17 protein-coding genes are annotated in these 15,354 nt (G+C 69.8%); 11 read left to right on the plus strand and 6 right to left on the minus strand.

The window, feature by feature from the left end; all coding sequences use genetic code 11:
• Positions 1-27 precede the first annotated feature (27 nt).
• The 3 genes from A5760_RS17260 to A5760_RS17270 are packed head-to-tail and all read right to left on the minus strand — an operon-like array spanning position 28 to position 3,385.
• The gene (locus A5760_RS17260) at positions 28-816 is read right to left on the minus strand and encodes an alpha/beta fold hydrolase (RefSeq protein WP_064882922.1); all 789 of its coding nucleotides are present in this window, start codon (positions 814-816) and stop codon (positions 28-30) included.
• Positions 813-1,784 carry an o-succinylbenzoate synthase gene (locus A5760_RS17265; protein WP_064882924.1) on the minus strand — a complete coding sequence of 324 codons (972 nt, stop codon included), beginning with the start codon at positions 1,782-1,784 and terminating at the stop codon, positions 813-815. The genes A5760_RS17260 and A5760_RS17265 overlap by 4 nt, the downstream gene beginning before the upstream one ends.
• The gene (locus A5760_RS17270; RefSeq protein WP_064882926.1) at positions 1,781-3,385 is read right to left on the minus strand and encodes an amidohydrolase; all 1,605 of its coding nucleotides are present in this window, start codon (positions 3,383-3,385) and stop codon (positions 1,781-1,783) included. Before A5760_RS17270 ends, A5760_RS17265 begins: the two co-directional genes overlap by 4 nt.
• Before the next feature lie 77 nt (positions 3,386-3,462).
• Here A5760_RS17270 and fadD8 point away from each other — a divergent pair, with 77 nt between their 5' ends.
• Positions 3,463-5,073, plus strand: a complete 1,611-nt coding sequence (gene fadD8 / locus A5760_RS17275; protein ID WP_064882928.1) for a fatty-acid--CoA ligase FadD8 — start codon at positions 3,463-3,465, stop codon at positions 5,071-5,073.
• Between the two features lie 57 nt (positions 5,074-5,130).
• On the opposite strand, the gene A5760_RS17280 is transcribed toward fadD8, so the two are convergent.
• Complete coding sequence (locus tag A5760_RS17280) at positions 5,131-5,694, minus strand: TetR/AcrR family transcriptional regulator (RefSeq protein WP_064882930.1); 564 nt, start codon at positions 5,692-5,694, stop codon at positions 5,131-5,133.
• An 85-nt stretch (positions 5,695-5,779) separates the two neighbouring features.
• Between A5760_RS17280 and A5760_RS17285 the strand changes: the two genes are divergently transcribed.
• The 10 genes from A5760_RS17285 to A5760_RS17330 all read left to right on the plus strand — a co-directional run bounded on the left by A5760_RS17285 (position 5,780) and on the right by A5760_RS17330 (position 14,025).
• Positions 5,780-6,718 carry an aldo/keto reductase gene (locus A5760_RS17285; protein ID WP_064882931.1) on the plus strand — a complete coding sequence of 313 codons (939 nt, stop codon included), beginning with the start codon at positions 5,780-5,782 and terminating at the stop codon, positions 6,716-6,718.
• A gap of 14 nt (positions 6,719-6,732) precedes the next feature.
• Positions 6,733-7,188: a nitroreductase family deazaflavin-dependent oxidoreductase gene (locus A5760_RS17290; RefSeq protein ID WP_064882934.1), complete on the plus strand. Its 456-nt coding sequence runs from the start codon at positions 6,733-6,735 to the stop codon at positions 7,186-7,188.
• Between the two features lie 13 nt (positions 7,189-7,201).
• Positions 7,202-8,104, plus strand: a complete 903-nt coding sequence (locus tag A5760_RS17295) for a 1,4-dihydroxy-2-naphthoyl-CoA synthase (protein ID WP_064882936.1) — start codon at positions 7,202-7,204, stop codon at positions 8,102-8,104.
• Positions 8,105-8,148: 44 nt separating this feature from the next.
• Complete coding sequence (locus tag A5760_RS17300) at positions 8,149-9,045, plus strand: SDR family oxidoreductase (protein ID WP_064882938.1); 897 nt, start codon at positions 8,149-8,151, stop codon at positions 9,043-9,045.
• 27 nt (positions 9,046-9,072) lie between these two features.
• Positions 9,073-9,480: a VOC family protein gene (locus A5760_RS17305; RefSeq protein ID WP_064882940.1), complete on the plus strand. Its 408-nt coding sequence runs from the start codon at positions 9,073-9,075 to the stop codon at positions 9,478-9,480.
• Positions 9,481-9,577: 97 nt separating this feature from the next.
• A complete protein-coding gene (locus A5760_RS17310) occupies positions 9,578-10,813 on the plus strand; it encodes an inorganic phosphate transporter (protein ID WP_064882942.1) in 1,236 nt (411 codons plus the stop codon).
• Positions 10,810-11,109 (plus strand): hypothetical protein, encoded by a 300-nt coding sequence (locus tag A5760_RS17315; RefSeq protein WP_064882944.1) that lies wholly within the window; start codon positions 10,810-10,812, stop codon positions 11,107-11,109. Before A5760_RS17310 ends, A5760_RS17315 begins: the two co-directional genes overlap by 4 nt.
• Before the next feature lie 56 nt (positions 11,110-11,165).
• On the plus strand, positions 11,166-11,468 hold the full coding sequence (locus A5760_RS17320; protein ID WP_064882946.1) for a DUF3349 domain-containing protein: 303 nt from the start codon (positions 11,166-11,168) through the stop codon (positions 11,466-11,468).
• Between the two features lie 68 nt (positions 11,469-11,536).
• Positions 11,537-12,628, plus strand: a complete 1,092-nt coding sequence (gene menE / locus A5760_RS17325; protein WP_064883066.1) for an o-succinylbenzoate--CoA ligase — start codon at positions 11,537-11,539, stop codon at positions 12,626-12,628.
• A 35-nt stretch (positions 12,629-12,663) separates the two neighbouring features.
• A complete protein-coding gene (locus tag A5760_RS17330; RefSeq protein ID WP_082279507.1) occupies positions 12,664-14,025 on the plus strand; it encodes a hypothetical protein in 1,362 nt (453 codons plus the stop codon).
• 5 nt (positions 14,026-14,030) lie between these two features.
• On the opposite strand, the gene A5760_RS17335 is transcribed toward A5760_RS17330, so the two are convergent.
• Together A5760_RS17335 and A5760_RS17340 are read right to left on the minus strand one after the other, a co-directional pair.
• Positions 14,031-14,693 (minus strand): TIGR04282 family arsenosugar biosynthesis glycosyltransferase, encoded by a 663-nt coding sequence (locus A5760_RS17335; protein ID WP_064882950.1) that lies wholly within the window; start codon positions 14,691-14,693, stop codon positions 14,031-14,033.
• Positions 14,690-15,352: a glycosyltransferase family 2 protein gene (locus tag A5760_RS17340; protein WP_064882952.1), complete on the minus strand. Its 663-nt coding sequence runs from the start codon at positions 15,350-15,352 to the stop codon at positions 14,690-14,692. Before A5760_RS17340 ends, A5760_RS17335 begins: the two co-directional genes overlap by 4 nt.
• Positions 15,353-15,354: the final 2 nt, after the last annotated feature.

Consider the following 15,354-nt stretch of genomic DNA (forward strand, 5'->3'; position numbering starts at 1 on the left):
GCCTGTCACAGCGCTGGTGAACCGCGCTCAGCCCTTGGCGTCGCCGAAGAACTTGAGCATCGCGGCGTTGACGGCGTCCGGCCGCTCGAAGAAGCCGAGATGGCCGGTGTCGGGGATCTGCACGTAACGGCCGTTGGGCAGCGCGTCGGCGACCTCGCGGCCCAGATACGGCGGGGTGAGCACGTCGTCGGAGAAGCCGATCACCAGCACCGGGGTCGCGATGCTGCGGTAGGCGGTCAATCGGCTGGTGTACGGCGCGACATCCAGCTGGGCGCGCATGCCGGGAGTGGCCTTGACGGGCCAGGTGGAGAACATCGCGATCCAGTCGGCGATGGCGGTGTCGTCGTTGAGCGTCTTGCGGGAAAAGTTTTCCAGCAGGCGGATTTTCGCTTCGTACGCGGCCGGCAGCGCGACGCCGGCGTCGGCCAGCTCGGCCTCGGCGTCGCGGAAGAACTGCCGGGCCCGGTCCATGCGGCCGCGGGTGCCCATCAGCACCGCCGAGGTGACCAGCTCGGGTCGGGCCAGCATGAGTTCCTGGGCGATGAATGCGCCCATCGACATCCCGACGATGCGGGCCGGCGCCGCGTTCAGGCCCTCGATCAGGGCCGCGGTGTCGGCGACCATGGTCTGGATCGAGAAGCCGTCCGCGTTCTCGGTGGCGCCGATCCCGCGGTTGTCGAAGGTGATGACGCGGTATCCGGCCGCCATGAACGCGGGTACTTGGTAGGGGTGCCAGGTCCGTCCGGCGCCGCCGTGGCCGGCGATAAATACCACGGGCTCACCGGAACCGCGGTCGTCGTAAGCCAGGTTGATCACTCGGTCGACGGTACAAGCAACCGATGGCAGGTCTTGACCCGGTCGATCCACCACTGCCGGCGCTCGGGCGGTGCCGCCAACGCGTGCAGCCGCGCCGGATCGGGCGTGACCGGGCCCACCGGCAGGCAGCCGTCGACGGGCTCGGCGGTCTCGGCGACGTCCTCGACGAACAGGCCGCCGGTGCCCAGCCCGCAGGCATGACGCAGTCGCGGCAGGGCCGCCGCGGCGGTCAGCCCGGCGGCGATGCCCACCGCCGAATCCAGCGCGCTGGACACCACGACCGGGATGTCGATCTGCGCGGCGATTTCGAGCATGGCCGAAATCCCGCCCATCGGAGCAACTTTGAGCACCGCGACGTCGGCGGCTCCGGCGCGGACCACGGCCAGCGGGTCCTCCGCCTTGCGGATGCTTTCGTCGGCGGCGATCGGTACCTCGACCCGCCGGCGCAGCTCGGCGAGCTCGTCGACCGTCGCGCAGGGTTGTTCGAGGTATTCCAGCGGGCCGTCGGCGGTCAACGCGGCGGCGGCCGCGGCCGCCTCCTCGACGCTCCAGCCGCCGTTGGCGTCCACCCGCACGGTCGGAACCAGCCCGCGCACGGCGTTGACCCGCTCGACGTCGTCGGCCAGCGTCTGCCCGGGCTCGGCGACCTTCACCTTGGCCGTCCCGGCCCCCGGGAAGCGGGACAGCACCTCGGCCACCTGCGCGGCGGGTACCGCCGGCACCGTCGCGTTGATGGGGACGCGGTCGCGGCGGGTCGGCGGCGGCTCCCGGTAGGCGGCCGCGATGCCCGACGCCAGCCAGTGCGCGGCCTCGCGCGGCTCGTATTCGACGAAGGCCCCGAACTCGCCCCAGCCCGCCGGGCCGTCGATCAGCGCGACCTCGCGGATGGTGATGCCGCGAAACCGCACCCGCATGGGCAGCGCCACCACATGCAGGCGGTCGAGCAGGTCCTCGAGCGTCGGCGTCATTCGCTGTAGACCTGGCGACCCGCCAGATACGTCGCCCGCACCTCGAGGTCGGCGATCTGCTCGGGCGGCACGGTTCGTGGATCGGCGGACAGCACCACCAGATCGGCGTACTTGCCGACCTCCAGCGAGCCGATCACGTCGTCGGAGAACAGCTGCCAGGCCGCGTCGATGGTTTGCGCGCGGATCGCCTGCTCGACGGTCAGCCGCTCCTCGGGCCCGAGCACCCGGCCGCTCGGCGCGGTGCGGGTCACGGCCACGCTGATGTTGCGCAGCGGCTCCTCGGGCGTCACCGGCGGGTCGTTGTGCAGCGAGATGCGCATCCCGGTGGCCACCGCGGATCCAGCCGGCATCCAACGGGTTCCGCGTTCCTCGCCGAACAGCCCGTCGACGATGACATCGCCCCAGTAGTGGATCTGGTCGACGAAGATGCTGCAGGTGACGCCGAGGTCGTGGGCGCGCTGCAGCTGCTCGGGCCGGATGGCGCCGACGTGCTCGAGCCGCAGCCGATGGTCGTCGCGGGGATGGCGCTTCAGGGCCTCTTCGTACACGTCGAGGATGGTGTCGACGCCTGCGTCGCCCTGCACGTGGCAGGCCATCGGCCAGCCCAGCGGGAAGTAGGCGCCGACGATCTCGTGCAGCTGCTCGGCGGTGTAGTTGGCGCAGCCGCAGGAGCCCGGCACCACGCCGATGATCCGGGTGGCGTCGGTGTCCAGGTAGGGGAATGAGAGGTCGATGTTGCCGATCCAGGGCGAACCGTCGACCCAGATCTTGATGCCGACCTGACGCAGGACGTCGTCGCCCTGCCCGGGGGTGGCGGCGGTGGACATCTGCGGATTGGAGATCTCGTAGGTGCGCAGCCGCACCGTGAGCCGCTCACGCAGTTGCTCGACCACCGGCCCGAAGTTCGGGTCGAAGGCCATTTCCGAGCAGGTCGTCAGGCCGGCGCGGTTGAGCCGGGCGCATTCGGCGAGCAGCATCTGCGGGTAGTCGGCGAAGTCGATGGCCCCGCCCAGCAACGGGAACACCGCGCCGGTCTCCTCGGCGGTGCCGTCGAGTTCGCCGTTGGCGTCGCGGCCGTATCTGGCGCCCTTGGGGTCGGGGGTGTCACGGTTCAGCCCGTGCAGCTTGGCGGCGCGCGAGTTGAAGTAGGCCTTGTGCCCGGAGTTGTGCAGGATGACCAGCGGACTGTCCGGCGCGATGCCGTCGAGCCAGCTCAGCGTCGGTTCCGGAAGCCCGTTCTGCAGCAGCGGATCCCAGCCGTTGAGGTAGGCGCCGTCGGAGCCCCGCCGGGCGACCTCAGAGCGGATCGCCACGACGACGTCGTCCGCATTGCGCAGGGTGACCGGGCGGATGTCGACGATGCGGTCCGACAAGGCGACCGCCTCCATCAACGGATGCCCGTGTGCCTCAACGAAGCCCGGCATGACGCAGCCGTCACCGACGTCGACCGTCCGGGTGTCGGGGCCGGTGAATGCGGCGACCTCGGCGCGGCTGCCGACGGCGACGATCTTGCCGTCGGCGACGGCGAGCGCCTCGGCGGTAGGTCGCCTCTCGTCGACGGTCAGGATCGTTCCGGTGACGACGAGATCTGCCTGCCCCATGGGGAGCGATCCTAATGATCGGCAGGGTCGCCGAGGGTGCAGCTGACCCAAATTGCAACACGTTCTAGTCTTGCCACATGAGTGACGACCTGTTGCGCAACCCGACCCATAACGGCCACCTGCTCGTGGGCGCGCTCAAGCGCCACAAGACCAAGCCGGTGCTGTTCCTCGGCGACACCACGTTGACCGGCGGTCAGATGGCCGAGCGGATCAGCCAGTACATCCAGGCGTTCGAGGCGCTGGGCGCGGGCACCGGCGTCGCGGTCGGCCTGCTGTCGCTCAACCGTCCCGAGGTGCTGTTGATCATCGGCGCCGGGCAGACCCGGGGCTACCGGCGCACCGCCCTGCATCCGCTGGGCTCGCTGGACGACCACGCCTACGTGCTCAACGACGCCGGCATCAGCTCGCTGATCATCGACCCCAACCCGATGTTCGTCGAGCGCGCGCTGGCGTTGCTGGAAAAGGTGCCCGGGCTCAAGCAGATCCTCACCATCGGCCCGGTGCCCGAAAAGCTGCACGGCTTGAAAGGGCAAGTGGTGGACCTGGCGGCCGAGGCGGCCAAGTACGACCCGCAGCCGCTGGCCGCCGCGGACCTGCCGCCCGATCAGGTCATCGGCCTGACCTACACCGGCGGAACCACGGGCAAGCCCAAGGGCGTGATGGGCACCGCGCAGTCGATCTCCTCCATGACCCAGATCCAGCTCAGCGAATGGGAGTGGCCGGAGGAACCGCGGTTCCTGATGATCACCCCGCTCTCGCACGCCGGGGCGGCGTATTTCCTACCCACCCTGATCAAGGGCGGCGAGATGCATGTGCTGCCCAAGTTCGACCCCGCCGATGTGCTGAAAACCATTGAGGAGAAGCGCATTACGGCCACGTTCCTGGTGCCGTCAATGCTGTATGCGCTGATGGACCACCCGGATTCGCACACCCGCGACCTGTCGTCGCTGCAGACCGTCTATTACGGCGCGTCGGCGATCAACCCGGTGCGGCTGGCCGAGGCAATCCGCCGGTTCGGCCAGATCTTCGCCCAGAACTACGGGCAGTCCGAGGCGCCGATGGCCATCACCTACCTGGCCAAGGGCGAGCACGATGAGAAGCGGCTGACATCGTGTGGGCGCCCAACGCTTTTCGCGCGGGTGGCGCTGCTGGGTGAGGACGGCAAGCCGGTGCCGCAGGGCGAGCCGGGTGAAATCTGTGTCAGCGGACCGCTTTTGGCGGGCGGTTACTGGAATCTGCCCGACGAGACGGCGAAGACTTTTAAAGACGGCTGGCTGCACACCGGCGACATGGCCCGCGAGGACGAGGACGGCTTCTACTTCATCGTCGACCGGGTCAAGGACATGATCGTCACCGGCGGTTTCAACGTGTTCCCGCGCGAGGTCGAGGACGTCGTCGCCGAGCACCCGGCCATCGCCCAGGTGTGCGTGGTCGGCGCGCCGGACGAGAAGTGGGGCGAGGCCGTCACCGCGGTGGTGGTGCTGCGCTCCGACGCGCCCCGCGACGACGCCGCAATCGAGAAGATGACCGCCGAGATTCAGGCCGCGGTCAAGGACCGCAAGGGCTCGGTGCAGTCGCCCAAGCGCGTGGTGCTCGCCGACTCGCTGCCGTTGACCGGGCTGGGCAAGCCGGACAAGAAGGCCGTGCGCGCGCAGTTCTGGGAGGGCGCCGCCCGGTCGGTCGGTTAGGTCCTTGCGTCGAACGTGACGCTGCAGTCACGTTCGCGGCCCAGCGTGACTGTGTTGTCACGTTCGACGTGGAGGCGTGGGTTGGGCCGCGACCCCGGCGACCAGCAGGTCGAGCATGCGGCCGGTCTGCTCCGGCGAACCGCTGACCAGGAAGATGCCGATCAGGCTGGACACCACGTCGTCGGCCTGCACGTCGGCGCGCAGCGTCGCGTCGTCCGCGCCCGCTTGTAACAGCATCTCGACCGCGCCGACGATGCTGTCGCGCGTCTGGGTGGGTTCCATGGCGCCCGAGTCGAAGATCGCTTGCAGGGACTCGGCCATTCCGCGCTTGGCGGCTACGAACCCCGCGTACCGGTCCATCCAGCGTCGCAACGCGGTCTTGGGCGGATGCCGCTCGAGCAGCTGCTCGGCCGCCGCGGCCACCTCGGCGAGCTCAGTGCGGTAGATCGCCTCGACCAGGGCTTCCCGGTTGGGGAAATGCCGGTAGAGCGTGCCGATTCCGACTCCGGCGTCGCGGGCGATCGACTCCAGCGAGACCGATCCGCCGTGCGCGGTGAACGCCGCGGTGGCCGCCTCCAGCAGCCGTTCGCGGTTGCGCCGCGCATCCGACCTTCCAACCAAAGCGGAGGTTCCTCCGTTTCTGCTACGCTGACCGAGCGGAGGGTCCTCCGCATTTTCTCCAGTGTGTCACGAGCCAAGGAGCATCATGACCGACAAACCACAGCCCGGCGGTACCGGCAGCATCGGCACGACGCCCGTCGCCCGCATGGGCTACGGCGCCATGCAGCTGTTCGAGGCATCACCCGACGACGCGGTCGCGGTGCTGCGCCGCGCCGTCGAGCTCGGCGTCAACCACGTCGACACCGCGTCGTTCTACGGCCCCGGCGAGGTGAACCGGCGGATCCGCGCGGCGCTCGCGCCCTACCCGGACGACCTCGTCATCGTCAGCAAGGTCGGCGCGCGCTACACCGGCGAAGAACCGATTCCGCTGGCATCCGCGCAACGGCCCGCCGAGCTGCGCGCCGCCGTCGAAGACGATCTGCGCCAACTCGGTCTGGATCGTGTTCCGGTGGTCAATCTGCGGCGGATGGACCTCGGTCCCGGCGCGGCCGCCGACGGCGACCAGATCGTCGACCTCGACGATCAACTCGCCGAGATGATCGCGCTGCGCGACGAGGGCAAGATCGGCGCAATCGGGATCAGCAGTGTGCCGCTCGACGTGCTGCGGCGAGCGCTGCCCGCCGGGATCGTGTGCGTGCAGAACGCCTACAGCCTGCTGGACCGCTCCCAGGAAGAGATGATCGATGTCTGCCTGGACGAGGGCATCGCCTGGGTGCCGTACTTCCCGCTCGGCTCGGCGTTCCCGGGCTTCCCCAAGGTCACCGACAACCCGGTGGTGACCGACATCGCCGGCGAGCTGGGCGTCACCGGCGCCCAGGTCGGGCTGGCGTGGCTGTTGGCCCACACGCCGAACACGTTGCTGATTCCCGGCACCCGCTCGATCGCCCACCTCGAGGAGAACCTTGGCGCGGCCGGCGTCACGCTGAGCGCCGAGGCGACCGCCCGGCTGGACGCCGTCGCCACACCCGGCGCCGATCCCTGGGCGCACGGTGTCGAACCCTTCCTGGAGGCGCCGCAAACCTGACTACTGTGTCAGACATGGGAACGCCCGACGGGCTGAAACCACCGTGGTGGCTCAAGCCGGCGAACAAAGTCTTCATCCGGATGTCGCGGCTCGGCCTGAGCTTCGGCGGCGAAAGCCCGGTGGTGCTGACGGTGCCCGGACGCAAGTCCGGGACGCCCCGCTCGACGCCGGTGACACCGATGACGGTGGACGGCAAAAGGTATGTGGTGGGCGGCTTCCCGGGTGCGGATTGGATCCGCAACGTCCGCGCCGCCGGGCATGCGACGCTGGCCCGCGGCCGGCACTCCGAGCGGGTGCGGATGGTGGAGTTGTCCGCCGACGCGGCGCGGCCGTTCCTGCGGGCGTACCCCACCGAGGTGCCCACCGGCGTCGGCTTCATGAAACGCTCTGGGTTGGTCAAGGACGGACGCCCCGAGGAGTTCGAGGCGCTGGCCGGCGTGTGTCCGGTGTTCCGGCTGGACCCGGCATAGGAGTTCAAACACATTGAGTGACAACCCCTTTGATGCGCAGGCCTGGCGACCCGTGGACGGGTTCGGCGACCTGACCGACATCACCTATCACCGGCACGTCGATGACGCCACGGTGCGGGTGGCGTTCGACCGGCCCGAGGTGCGCAACGCGTTTCGGCCGCACACCGTCGACGAGCTCTACCGGGTGCTCGACCACGCCCGGATGTCCCCCGACGTCGGCGTCGTGTTGCTCACCGGCAACGGGCCATCGCCCAAGGACGGCGGCTGGGCGTTCTGCTCGGGCGGCGATCAGCGCATCCGCGGGCGCAGCGGCTACCAATACGCGAGCGGCGACACCGCCGACACCGTCGACACCGCCCGCGCCGGCCGGTTACACATCCTGGAGGTCCAACGACTGATCCGGTTCATGCCCAAGGTGGTCATCTGTCTGGTCAACGGGTGGGCGGCCGGTGGCGGGCACAGCCTGCACGTGGTCTGCGACCTCACCCTGGCCAGCCGCGAGCACGCCCGCTTCAAGCAGACCGACGCCGACGTCGGCAGCTTCGACGGGGGCTACGGCAGCGCGTACCTGGCCCGCCAGGTCGGCCAGAAGTTCGCCCGCGAGATCTTCTTCCTGGGCCGCCCCTACACCGCCGAGCAAATGCACCACATGGGCGCGGTCAACGCCGTCGTCGACCATGCGGAGCTGGAATCGGAGGCCATCGGATGGGCGCGCGAGATCAACGCCAAATCGCCGCAGGCGCAACGCATGCTGAAGTTCGCGTTCAACCTGCTCGACGACGGGCTGGTGGGCCAGCAGCTGTTCGCGGGCGAGGCCACCCGGCTGGCGTACATGACCGATGAGGCCGTCGAGGGCCGCGACGCCTTCCTGGAGAAGCGGGACCCCGACTGGAGCCGGTTCCCCCGCTACTTCTGAGCGGCGCGGTTGGCGCGTCGCGCCCCCACCTAGACTCGCGTCTCGTGAGCAAGAGTCCTTTTCGCCGGATCGCCGACCAGTTCGTGCTGGCGACCATGCGACCCCCCATGGCACCGCAGATTCTCGTCAACCGCCCGCTGATCAAGCCGATCGAGCTGGCCGGCAAGCGCATCCTGCTCACCGGGGCCTCGTCGGGGATCGGCGAGGCCGCGGCCGAACAGTTCGCCCGGGCGGGCGCCACCGTGGTCGTCGTCGCGCGCCGCCAGGATCTGCTGGACGCGCTGGCCGAGCGGATCACCACCGCCGGCGGTGAAGCGCTGTCGATCCCGTGCGATGTCTCGGACATGGACGCCGTCGACGCGTTGGTCGCCGACGTCGAAAAGCGCCTGGGCGGAATCGACATCCTGATCAACAACGCTGGCCGGTCCATCCGCCGGCCGCTGGCCGAGTCGCTGGAACGCTGGCACGACGTCGAGCGCACCATGGTGCTCAACTACTACGCGCCGCTGCGCCTGATCCGCGGGCTGGCACCCGGGATGATCGAGCGCGGCGACGGCCACATCATCAACGTCTCGACGTGGGGTGTGCTGTCGGAGGCCTCACCGCTGTTCTCGGTGTACAACGCCTCGAAGGCCGCGCTGTCGACCGTCAGCAGGGTGGTGGAAACCGAGTGGGGCGACAAGGGCGTGCACTCCACCACGCTCTACTACCCACTGGTGGCCACCCCGATGATCGCGCCGACCAAGGCCTACGAGGGAATGCCGGCGCTGACGTCGGAGGAGGCCGGCGAGTGGATGATCACCGCCGCCCGCACCCGCCCGGTGCGCATCGCACCACGAATGGCGATCGCCGCCAAGGCGCTGGACACCTTCGGCCCGCGTTGGGTCAACGCCGTCATGCAGCGCCAAAGCATCCAGCCCAACCGCAAGACCGACGGCTGAGTGGGGCCACGTGGTAGACACGATTTCATGGAGATCCTGGCCAGTCGGATGCTGCTGCGGCCGTCGGACTATCAGCGCTCGCTAGCCTTCTACCGCGACGAGATCGGGCTGGCGATTTGGCGCGACTACGGCGCTGGCACAGTCTTTTTCGCTGGCCAGTCCTTGCTGGAGCTGGCCGGTTACGGCGCGCCCGATCCCTCCCAGCGGGCCTTCCCCGGTGCGCTGTGGCTCCAGGTCCGCGACATCGAGGCCACCCAAGCCGAATTGGAGGGCCGCGGGGTGTCGATCGCGCGCGAAGCGCGGCGCGAACCATGGGGTTTGAAAGAGATGCACGTGACCGATCCGGATGGCCTCGCGCTCATTTTCGTCGAAGTGCCGCCAGAGCACCCATTACGCCGCGACACCCGAGGTGAACAACAGCGAAACGACGGTTAACTGAGAGGTAACATCTGGCGACGGTTCAAGGTACACCCGCGATTCGCCTCCCCCAGCATTCGACAATGGAAACCTCCTACCACCAGAATCAGGCGCTGTGAACATCCAATTGTTCCTCTTGATCATTGTCGTAATCACGGCATTGGCTTTCGATTTCACGAATGGCTTCCACGACACGGGCAACGCGATGGCGACCTCGATCGCCAGCGGTGCGCTCAAGCCGAAAGTAGCGGTCGCGCTGTCCGCGGTGCTGAACCTCGTGGGTGCGTTCATGTCCACCGCCGTCGCCGCGACGATCGCCAAAGGCTTGATCGACGGGCACATCGTGACGCTGGAGCTGGTTTTCGCCGGCCTCGTCGGCGGCATCGTGTGGAACCTGCTGACCTGGCTCCTCGGCATCCCCTCGAGTTCGTCGCACGCCTTGATCGGCGGCATCGTCGGCGCCACCATCGCCGCCGTCGGCGGACACGGCGTGCTCTGGAAGGGCCTGGTGTCGCACGTACTCATCCCGGCCGTGGTGGCCGCGATCCTGGCCATCGCAGTCGGGGCGATCGCGACCTGGCTCGTGTACCGGATCACCCGCGGTCTGGAGACTGGTCGCACCGAGGCCGGGTTCCGGTACGGCCAGTGGGGCTCAGCGTCGCTGGTGTCGCTGGCGCACGGGACCGGCGACGCACAGAAGACGATGGGCATCATCTTCCTGGCGCTGATGTCCTACGGCTCGATCAGCAGAAACACCGCCATGCCGCCCCTATGGGTCATTGTCGCTTGCGCGGTGTCGATGGCGGCGGGCACCTACCTGGGCGGCTGGCGGATCATCCGCACGCTGGGCAAGGGACTGGTCGAAATTCAGTCGCCGCAGGGCATGGCGGCCGAATCATCCTCGGCCGCGGTGATTTTGCTCTCCACCCACTTCGGATACGCGCTGTCGACGACGCAGGTCTGCACCGGCTCGGTGCTGGGCAGCGGGCTGGGCAAGCCCGGCGGCGAGGTCCGCTGGGGCGTCGCCGGTCGCATGGGTGTCGCGTGGCTGGTCACGCTTCCGCTGGCCGGCGTTGTCGGCGCACTCACCTACTGGACCGTCCACCTGATCGGCGGCTACCCGGGCGCCATCGTGGGCTTCGCGCTGCTGGCCGCGGTTTCGGCCACCATCTACATCCGGTCGCGCAAGGTCAAGGTCGACGCCAACAACGTCAACGCCGAATGGAAGGGCGACCTGACCGCCGGCCTCCAAGAGTCCGACGATCAGCACCCGCCCTCGGATGCCGGACCCACCGCCGGCACGTCTGCCCGGTACGACTCCGACGACCCCACGATTAAGGCGAACGCATGAGTCACTTCAGCGACTGGTTCAACTACCAGGCCTCGCTCAAGATCCTGCTTTTCGCGATGCTGGCCGGCGCCGCACTGCCGGCGCTGTTCGCCCTGGGTCTCCGATTCCACGCGGTCGGCGCCGGACAGGTCAGCACCGATGGCAGTTCACCACAAAAGAACCCGGCGCTGGTGGCCATCGCCTGGGCGATCTATGCGGTGGTGATCCTGGTGATCGCCTTTGCGCTGGCGTACATCTCGCGGGACTTCATCGCGCATCACACTGGCTACCCTTTCCTCGGAGCTAAAGCCAAGTAGCATCGATTGGTGCCCACGGATTTGCTAAGCCAAACACCGGGGGGTGTTGTCAGAGCGTGAACGGATTCCTCAATTCGATCGTCTCCTGGCTCCGCGCGGGATATCCCGAAGGCGTTCCAGCGACCGACACCTTCCCGGTGCTCGCGTTGCTGGCGCGCCGGCTTTCCGGCGACGAAGCCAAGGCGGTGGCCTGCGAACTGGTTCGGCGCGGCGAGTTCGACGATGTCGACATCGGGGTGCTGATCACCCAGATCACCGATGAGTTGCCGTCGCCGAGCGATGTGGAGCGGGTTCGCGTGCGGTTGGCGGCCCAGGGCTGGCCCTTCGATGACGCCGACGAGGCCGGGGACCCGGCATAGCCGTACTGCGCGCGCTGCACGTCCCGCCGGGTTCGGCGGTCTCGTCACTGTTGCCCGCGCTGCAGCGGGTGCTGGAGGGGCGTGACCCCGCACTGGTCGCCCTGTCCGCGGGCGACGACCGCGAGTCGGATGCGCTGCGGGAGGGTCTGCGCGTCGGGGAGGCCATCGACGACGACGTGGCCCTGGTCGCGGCGACGTCGGGAACGACGGGAATTCCCAAGGGCGCTTTGCTGACCGCGGCCGCTTTGACGGCCAGCGCGGCGGCCACCCATGACCGCCTCGGCGGGCCGGGCAGCTGGCTGCTCGCCCTGCCGGCCCACCACATCGCCGGGGTGCAGGTTCTGGTGCGCAGCCTGCTCGCCGGCTCGGCACCGATCGAGATGGACGTCTCCGCCGGATTCGACATCGCCGAATTACCCGGTGCGATAAGGGCATTGGGCTCGGGGCGGCGCTATACCTCGCTGGTTGCCACGCAGCTGGCCAAGGCGCTCGGCGACCCGGCGGCCGCGGGCGCCCTCGCCGAACTGGACGCCGTGCTGCTCGGCGGCGGACCCGCGCCGCGACCGGTCCTCGACGACGCGGCCGCGGCGGGCATCACAGTGGTCCGCACCTACGGGATGAGCGAGACCGCCGGGGGCTGCGTGTACGACGGCGTCCCGCTGGACGGGGTGCGGCTGCGCACGGTCGACGGGCGCATCGTCATCGGCGGCGCGACGCTGGCCAAGGGCTACCGCAACCCGGTTGACCCGGATCCGTTCGCCGAACCGGGCTGGTTTGCGACCGACGACCTCGGCGCCGTCAGCGACGCCGGCGTGCTGACCGTGCTGGGCCGCGCCGACGACGCGATCAGCACGGGCGGGCTGACCGTGCTGCCGCAGCCGGTCGAGGCGGCCCTGTGCACCCATCCGGCCGTGAGCGATTGCGCGGTGTTCGGGGTGGCCGACGACCGGCTGGGGCAGCGGGTGGTCGCCGCGATCGTGGTGCGCGACGGGTCCGCCGAGCCGACCCTGGACGCGCTGCGCGCGCAGGTGACCCGCACCCTGGACGCCACCGCCGCGCCGCGCGAGCTGCACATCGTCGACGCCCTGCCCCACCGCGGCATCGGCAAGGTCGACCGGGCGGCATTGGTGCGCCGGTTCGCCGGCCCGCGCGATCAATAGGCTGTTCGTCCGTGAGGATCGCTCGACGGGAGGCAGTGCGCGAGGCGGTAGCGGTCACGGTCGGGGTGCTGCTGGTGGCGGCGGCGTTCGCGCTGCCGCGGCTCAACCTGGGCGTGCGGCCGCGTCTGGACGTCGGTGCCGAGAAGTTCGCCACCCACGCCGGCGCCGCACCGATCTTCGGCGAATGGCTGATCCACGCCGGCTGGGGAACCGGGCCGGCCATCGCCCTGGCGATCGCCGTCGTCGCGTGGGGACCGATTCTGGCGCAACGCCTTTCGTGGCGCGCACTGACGCTGGGCAGCTGGGCCACCGCGTGCGGGTGGGCGTTCGTGCTGGCGATGATCGACGGCTGGCAGCGCGGCTTCGCCGGGCGGCTGACCACCCGCGACGAATACCTGTCGCAGGTGCCGAGCATCACCGACATCGGTGTCACGCTGCGCACGTTCGCCAGTCGGATCGTGGACTACCAGCCGAACTCGTGGACCACCCACGTGTCCGGGCATCCACCCGGTGCGCTGCTGACGTTCGTCTGGCTGAATCGGCTCGGCCTGCACGGCGGCGCCTGGGCCGGGCTGCTGTGCCTGCTGGCCGGCTCGAGCGCGGCGGCCGCGGTGCTGATCGCCGTGCGCGCGCTGGCCGACGAGCCGACCGCGCGGCGCGCCGCGCCGTTCGTCGCCCTGGCGCCAACGGCGATCTGGGTAGCGGTGTCGGCCGACGGCTACTTCGCCGGGGTGGCGGCATGGGGCATCGCGCTGCTGGCCGTGGCGGTGCACCGCCCGGTCCGCTTCCCCGCGATGACGGCCGCGGGCGCGGGCCTGCTGCTGGGCTGGGGGGTGTTCTGTAACTACGGCCTGATGTTGATGGGATTGCCGGCGTTGGCGGTGCTGGCATCCGCACAGAGGCCGGGCAACGGCTGGGCGGACTGGCGGGCGATCCTGCGGGCCCTGGGCCCGGCGGCGCTGGCCGCGATCGCGGTGGCGGTCGCCTTCGCGGTCGCGGGGTTCTTCTGGTTCGACGGCTATACCCTGGTGCAGCAACGCTATTGGCAGGGCATCGCCAAAGACCGGCCGTTCCAGTATTGGAGCTGGGCCAACCTGGCGTGCGTGGTCTGCGCGATCGGGTTGGGCGGCGTCGCCGGAATCAGCAGGGTGTTCGACTGGCCCGCCATCCGCCGCCGCTCCGGTTTTCACCTGCTGCTGTTGGGCCTGTTGGCCGCCGTCGTCTTCGCGGACCTGAGCATGCTCAGCAAGGCCGAGGTGGAACGCATCTGGCTGCCGTTCACCATCTGGCTCACCGCGGCGGCCGCACTGCTGCCGGTGCATGCCCAGCGGATCTGGTTGGCGCTCAACGCTATCGGCGCGCTGGCCCTCAACACGGTCATCCTGACGAACTGGTAGCGCGCCTAGAGGCCGGCCACGCGGGTGAGGCGCGCGAACCGGCTGGTGGGCGCACAGGCGTCACGCACCACCGCGACGTCGTCGACCAAGTCCACGTCGGCGAGCGCCTCAACGGTCACCACGTCAATGCCATTGTCGCGCAACGCCTTCAAGGTCAGATCGCCGGTGTCGGATGCGGACATCGGCACGGTGTGCAGGCACTGCGCCATCGCGGGCTCCCGCACGCCGAGCACCCACCAGCCACCGTCGCGGGCCGGCCCGAGCACGGCCTGCGTCTCGAGCAGCCGGCGCGCGCAGCCGGCCAACAGGTCCGCACTCACCTGGGGGGTGTCCATGCCGATCTGCAGCACCGGAAACCCGCCGGCCGCGTCGGCGTGCGCGTTGGCGAGCCGGGCCGCGAAATCCGCACCGCGCTGGGCGATCACCGTGAACGACGCCAGCCGCTGCCGGATCTCGGCGGCGTTCGCCGCGGCGTCCAGGTCGCCGGTGAGGGCGACCACCCGCGCGGCCACCGGGGCCGCGGCCACCGCGTCGAGCGTGTCGAGCAGTGCGGCGGCGGCGATTTCGGCGGCGACCCGGTCGCCGACGGTCGCCGCGAGCCGCGTCTTGGCGCGGCCCGGCTCGGGCGCCTTGGCGACCACCAGCAGGGTCACCGGCAGCTCGCTCACGAAATCACCTTCCAGAAGTCGAGGATGGCGGTGATGCTGCCCCGCAGCGAACCGCTGACCTTCGACTTGCCGCCCGTCCGCGGGCCGTAGCTGACGTCGAGTTCGACGACGCGCCAGCCGGCGGCCGCGGCACGCACCAGCAATTCCAGCGGATATCCCGACCGCCGGTCGACGACGCCCAGTTGCAACAGCGCATCGCGGCGGGCCACTCGCATCGGCGCGATGTCGTGCACCGGCAGGCCGTGTCGGGTGCGCAGCCGCCAGCTCATCACGACAGTGCCGACCCGGGCCACCCACGGCCAGTGCAGCCCGGGCACCGGCCGGCGCCGGCCGGTCACCAGGTCGGCGCCCCGCTCGAGCTCGGCGACCAGCCGGGGCAGATCACCGCCGTCCATCGATCCGTCGGCGTCGATGACCGCCACGATCGGTGTAGTCGCGGCCAGCACGCCCGCATGGACGGCCGAGCCGTATCCGGCCCGCGGTTCGGCGACGACGCGCGCGCCGTGCCGGCTCGCGACCCCGGCGGTGTCATCGGTGCTGTTGTTGTCCACCACCAACGCCCGGTAGCCGGCGGGAATGGCGGCCAGCACCGCGGGCAGCGACTCCTCTTCGTTGAGGCAGGGCAGGACCACCGTCACCGGACCGTCGGCCTCGGGCACGC

The sequence above is a fragment of the Mycobacterium colombiense genome (assembly GCF_001665835.1).
GTDB lineage: Bacteria > Actinomycetota > Actinomycetes > Mycobacteriales > Mycobacteriaceae > Mycobacterium > Mycobacterium colombiense_A.

Excerpts from the sequence above, each read along its gene's own strand:
- fadD8 (WP_064882928.1), top strand. The coding sequence starts at position 3,463 with ATGAGTGACGACCTGTTGCGCAACCCGACCCATAACGGCCACCTGCTC.
- A5760_RS17265 (WP_064882924.1), bottom strand. The coding sequence starts at position 1,784 with ATGACGCCGACGCTCGAGGACCTGCTCGACCGCCTGCATGTGGTGGCG.
- A5760_RS17270 (WP_064882926.1), bottom strand. The coding sequence starts at position 3,385 with ATGGGGCAGGCAGATCTCGTCGTCACCGGAACGATCCTGACCGTCGAC.
- A5760_RS17305 (WP_064882940.1), top strand. The coding sequence starts at position 9,073 with ATGGAGATCCTGGCCAGTCGGATGCTGCTGCGGCCGTCGGACTATCAG.
- A5760_RS17315 (WP_064882944.1), top strand. The coding sequence starts at position 10,810 with ATGAGTCACTTCAGCGACTGGTTCAACTACCAGGCCTCGCTCAAGATC.
- A5760_RS17285 (WP_064882931.1), top strand. The coding sequence starts at position 5,780 with ATGACCGACAAACCACAGCCCGGCGGTACCGGCAGCATCGGCACGACG.
- A5760_RS17290 (WP_064882934.1), top strand. The coding sequence starts at position 6,733 with ATGGGAACGCCCGACGGGCTGAAACCACCGTGGTGGCTCAAGCCGGCG.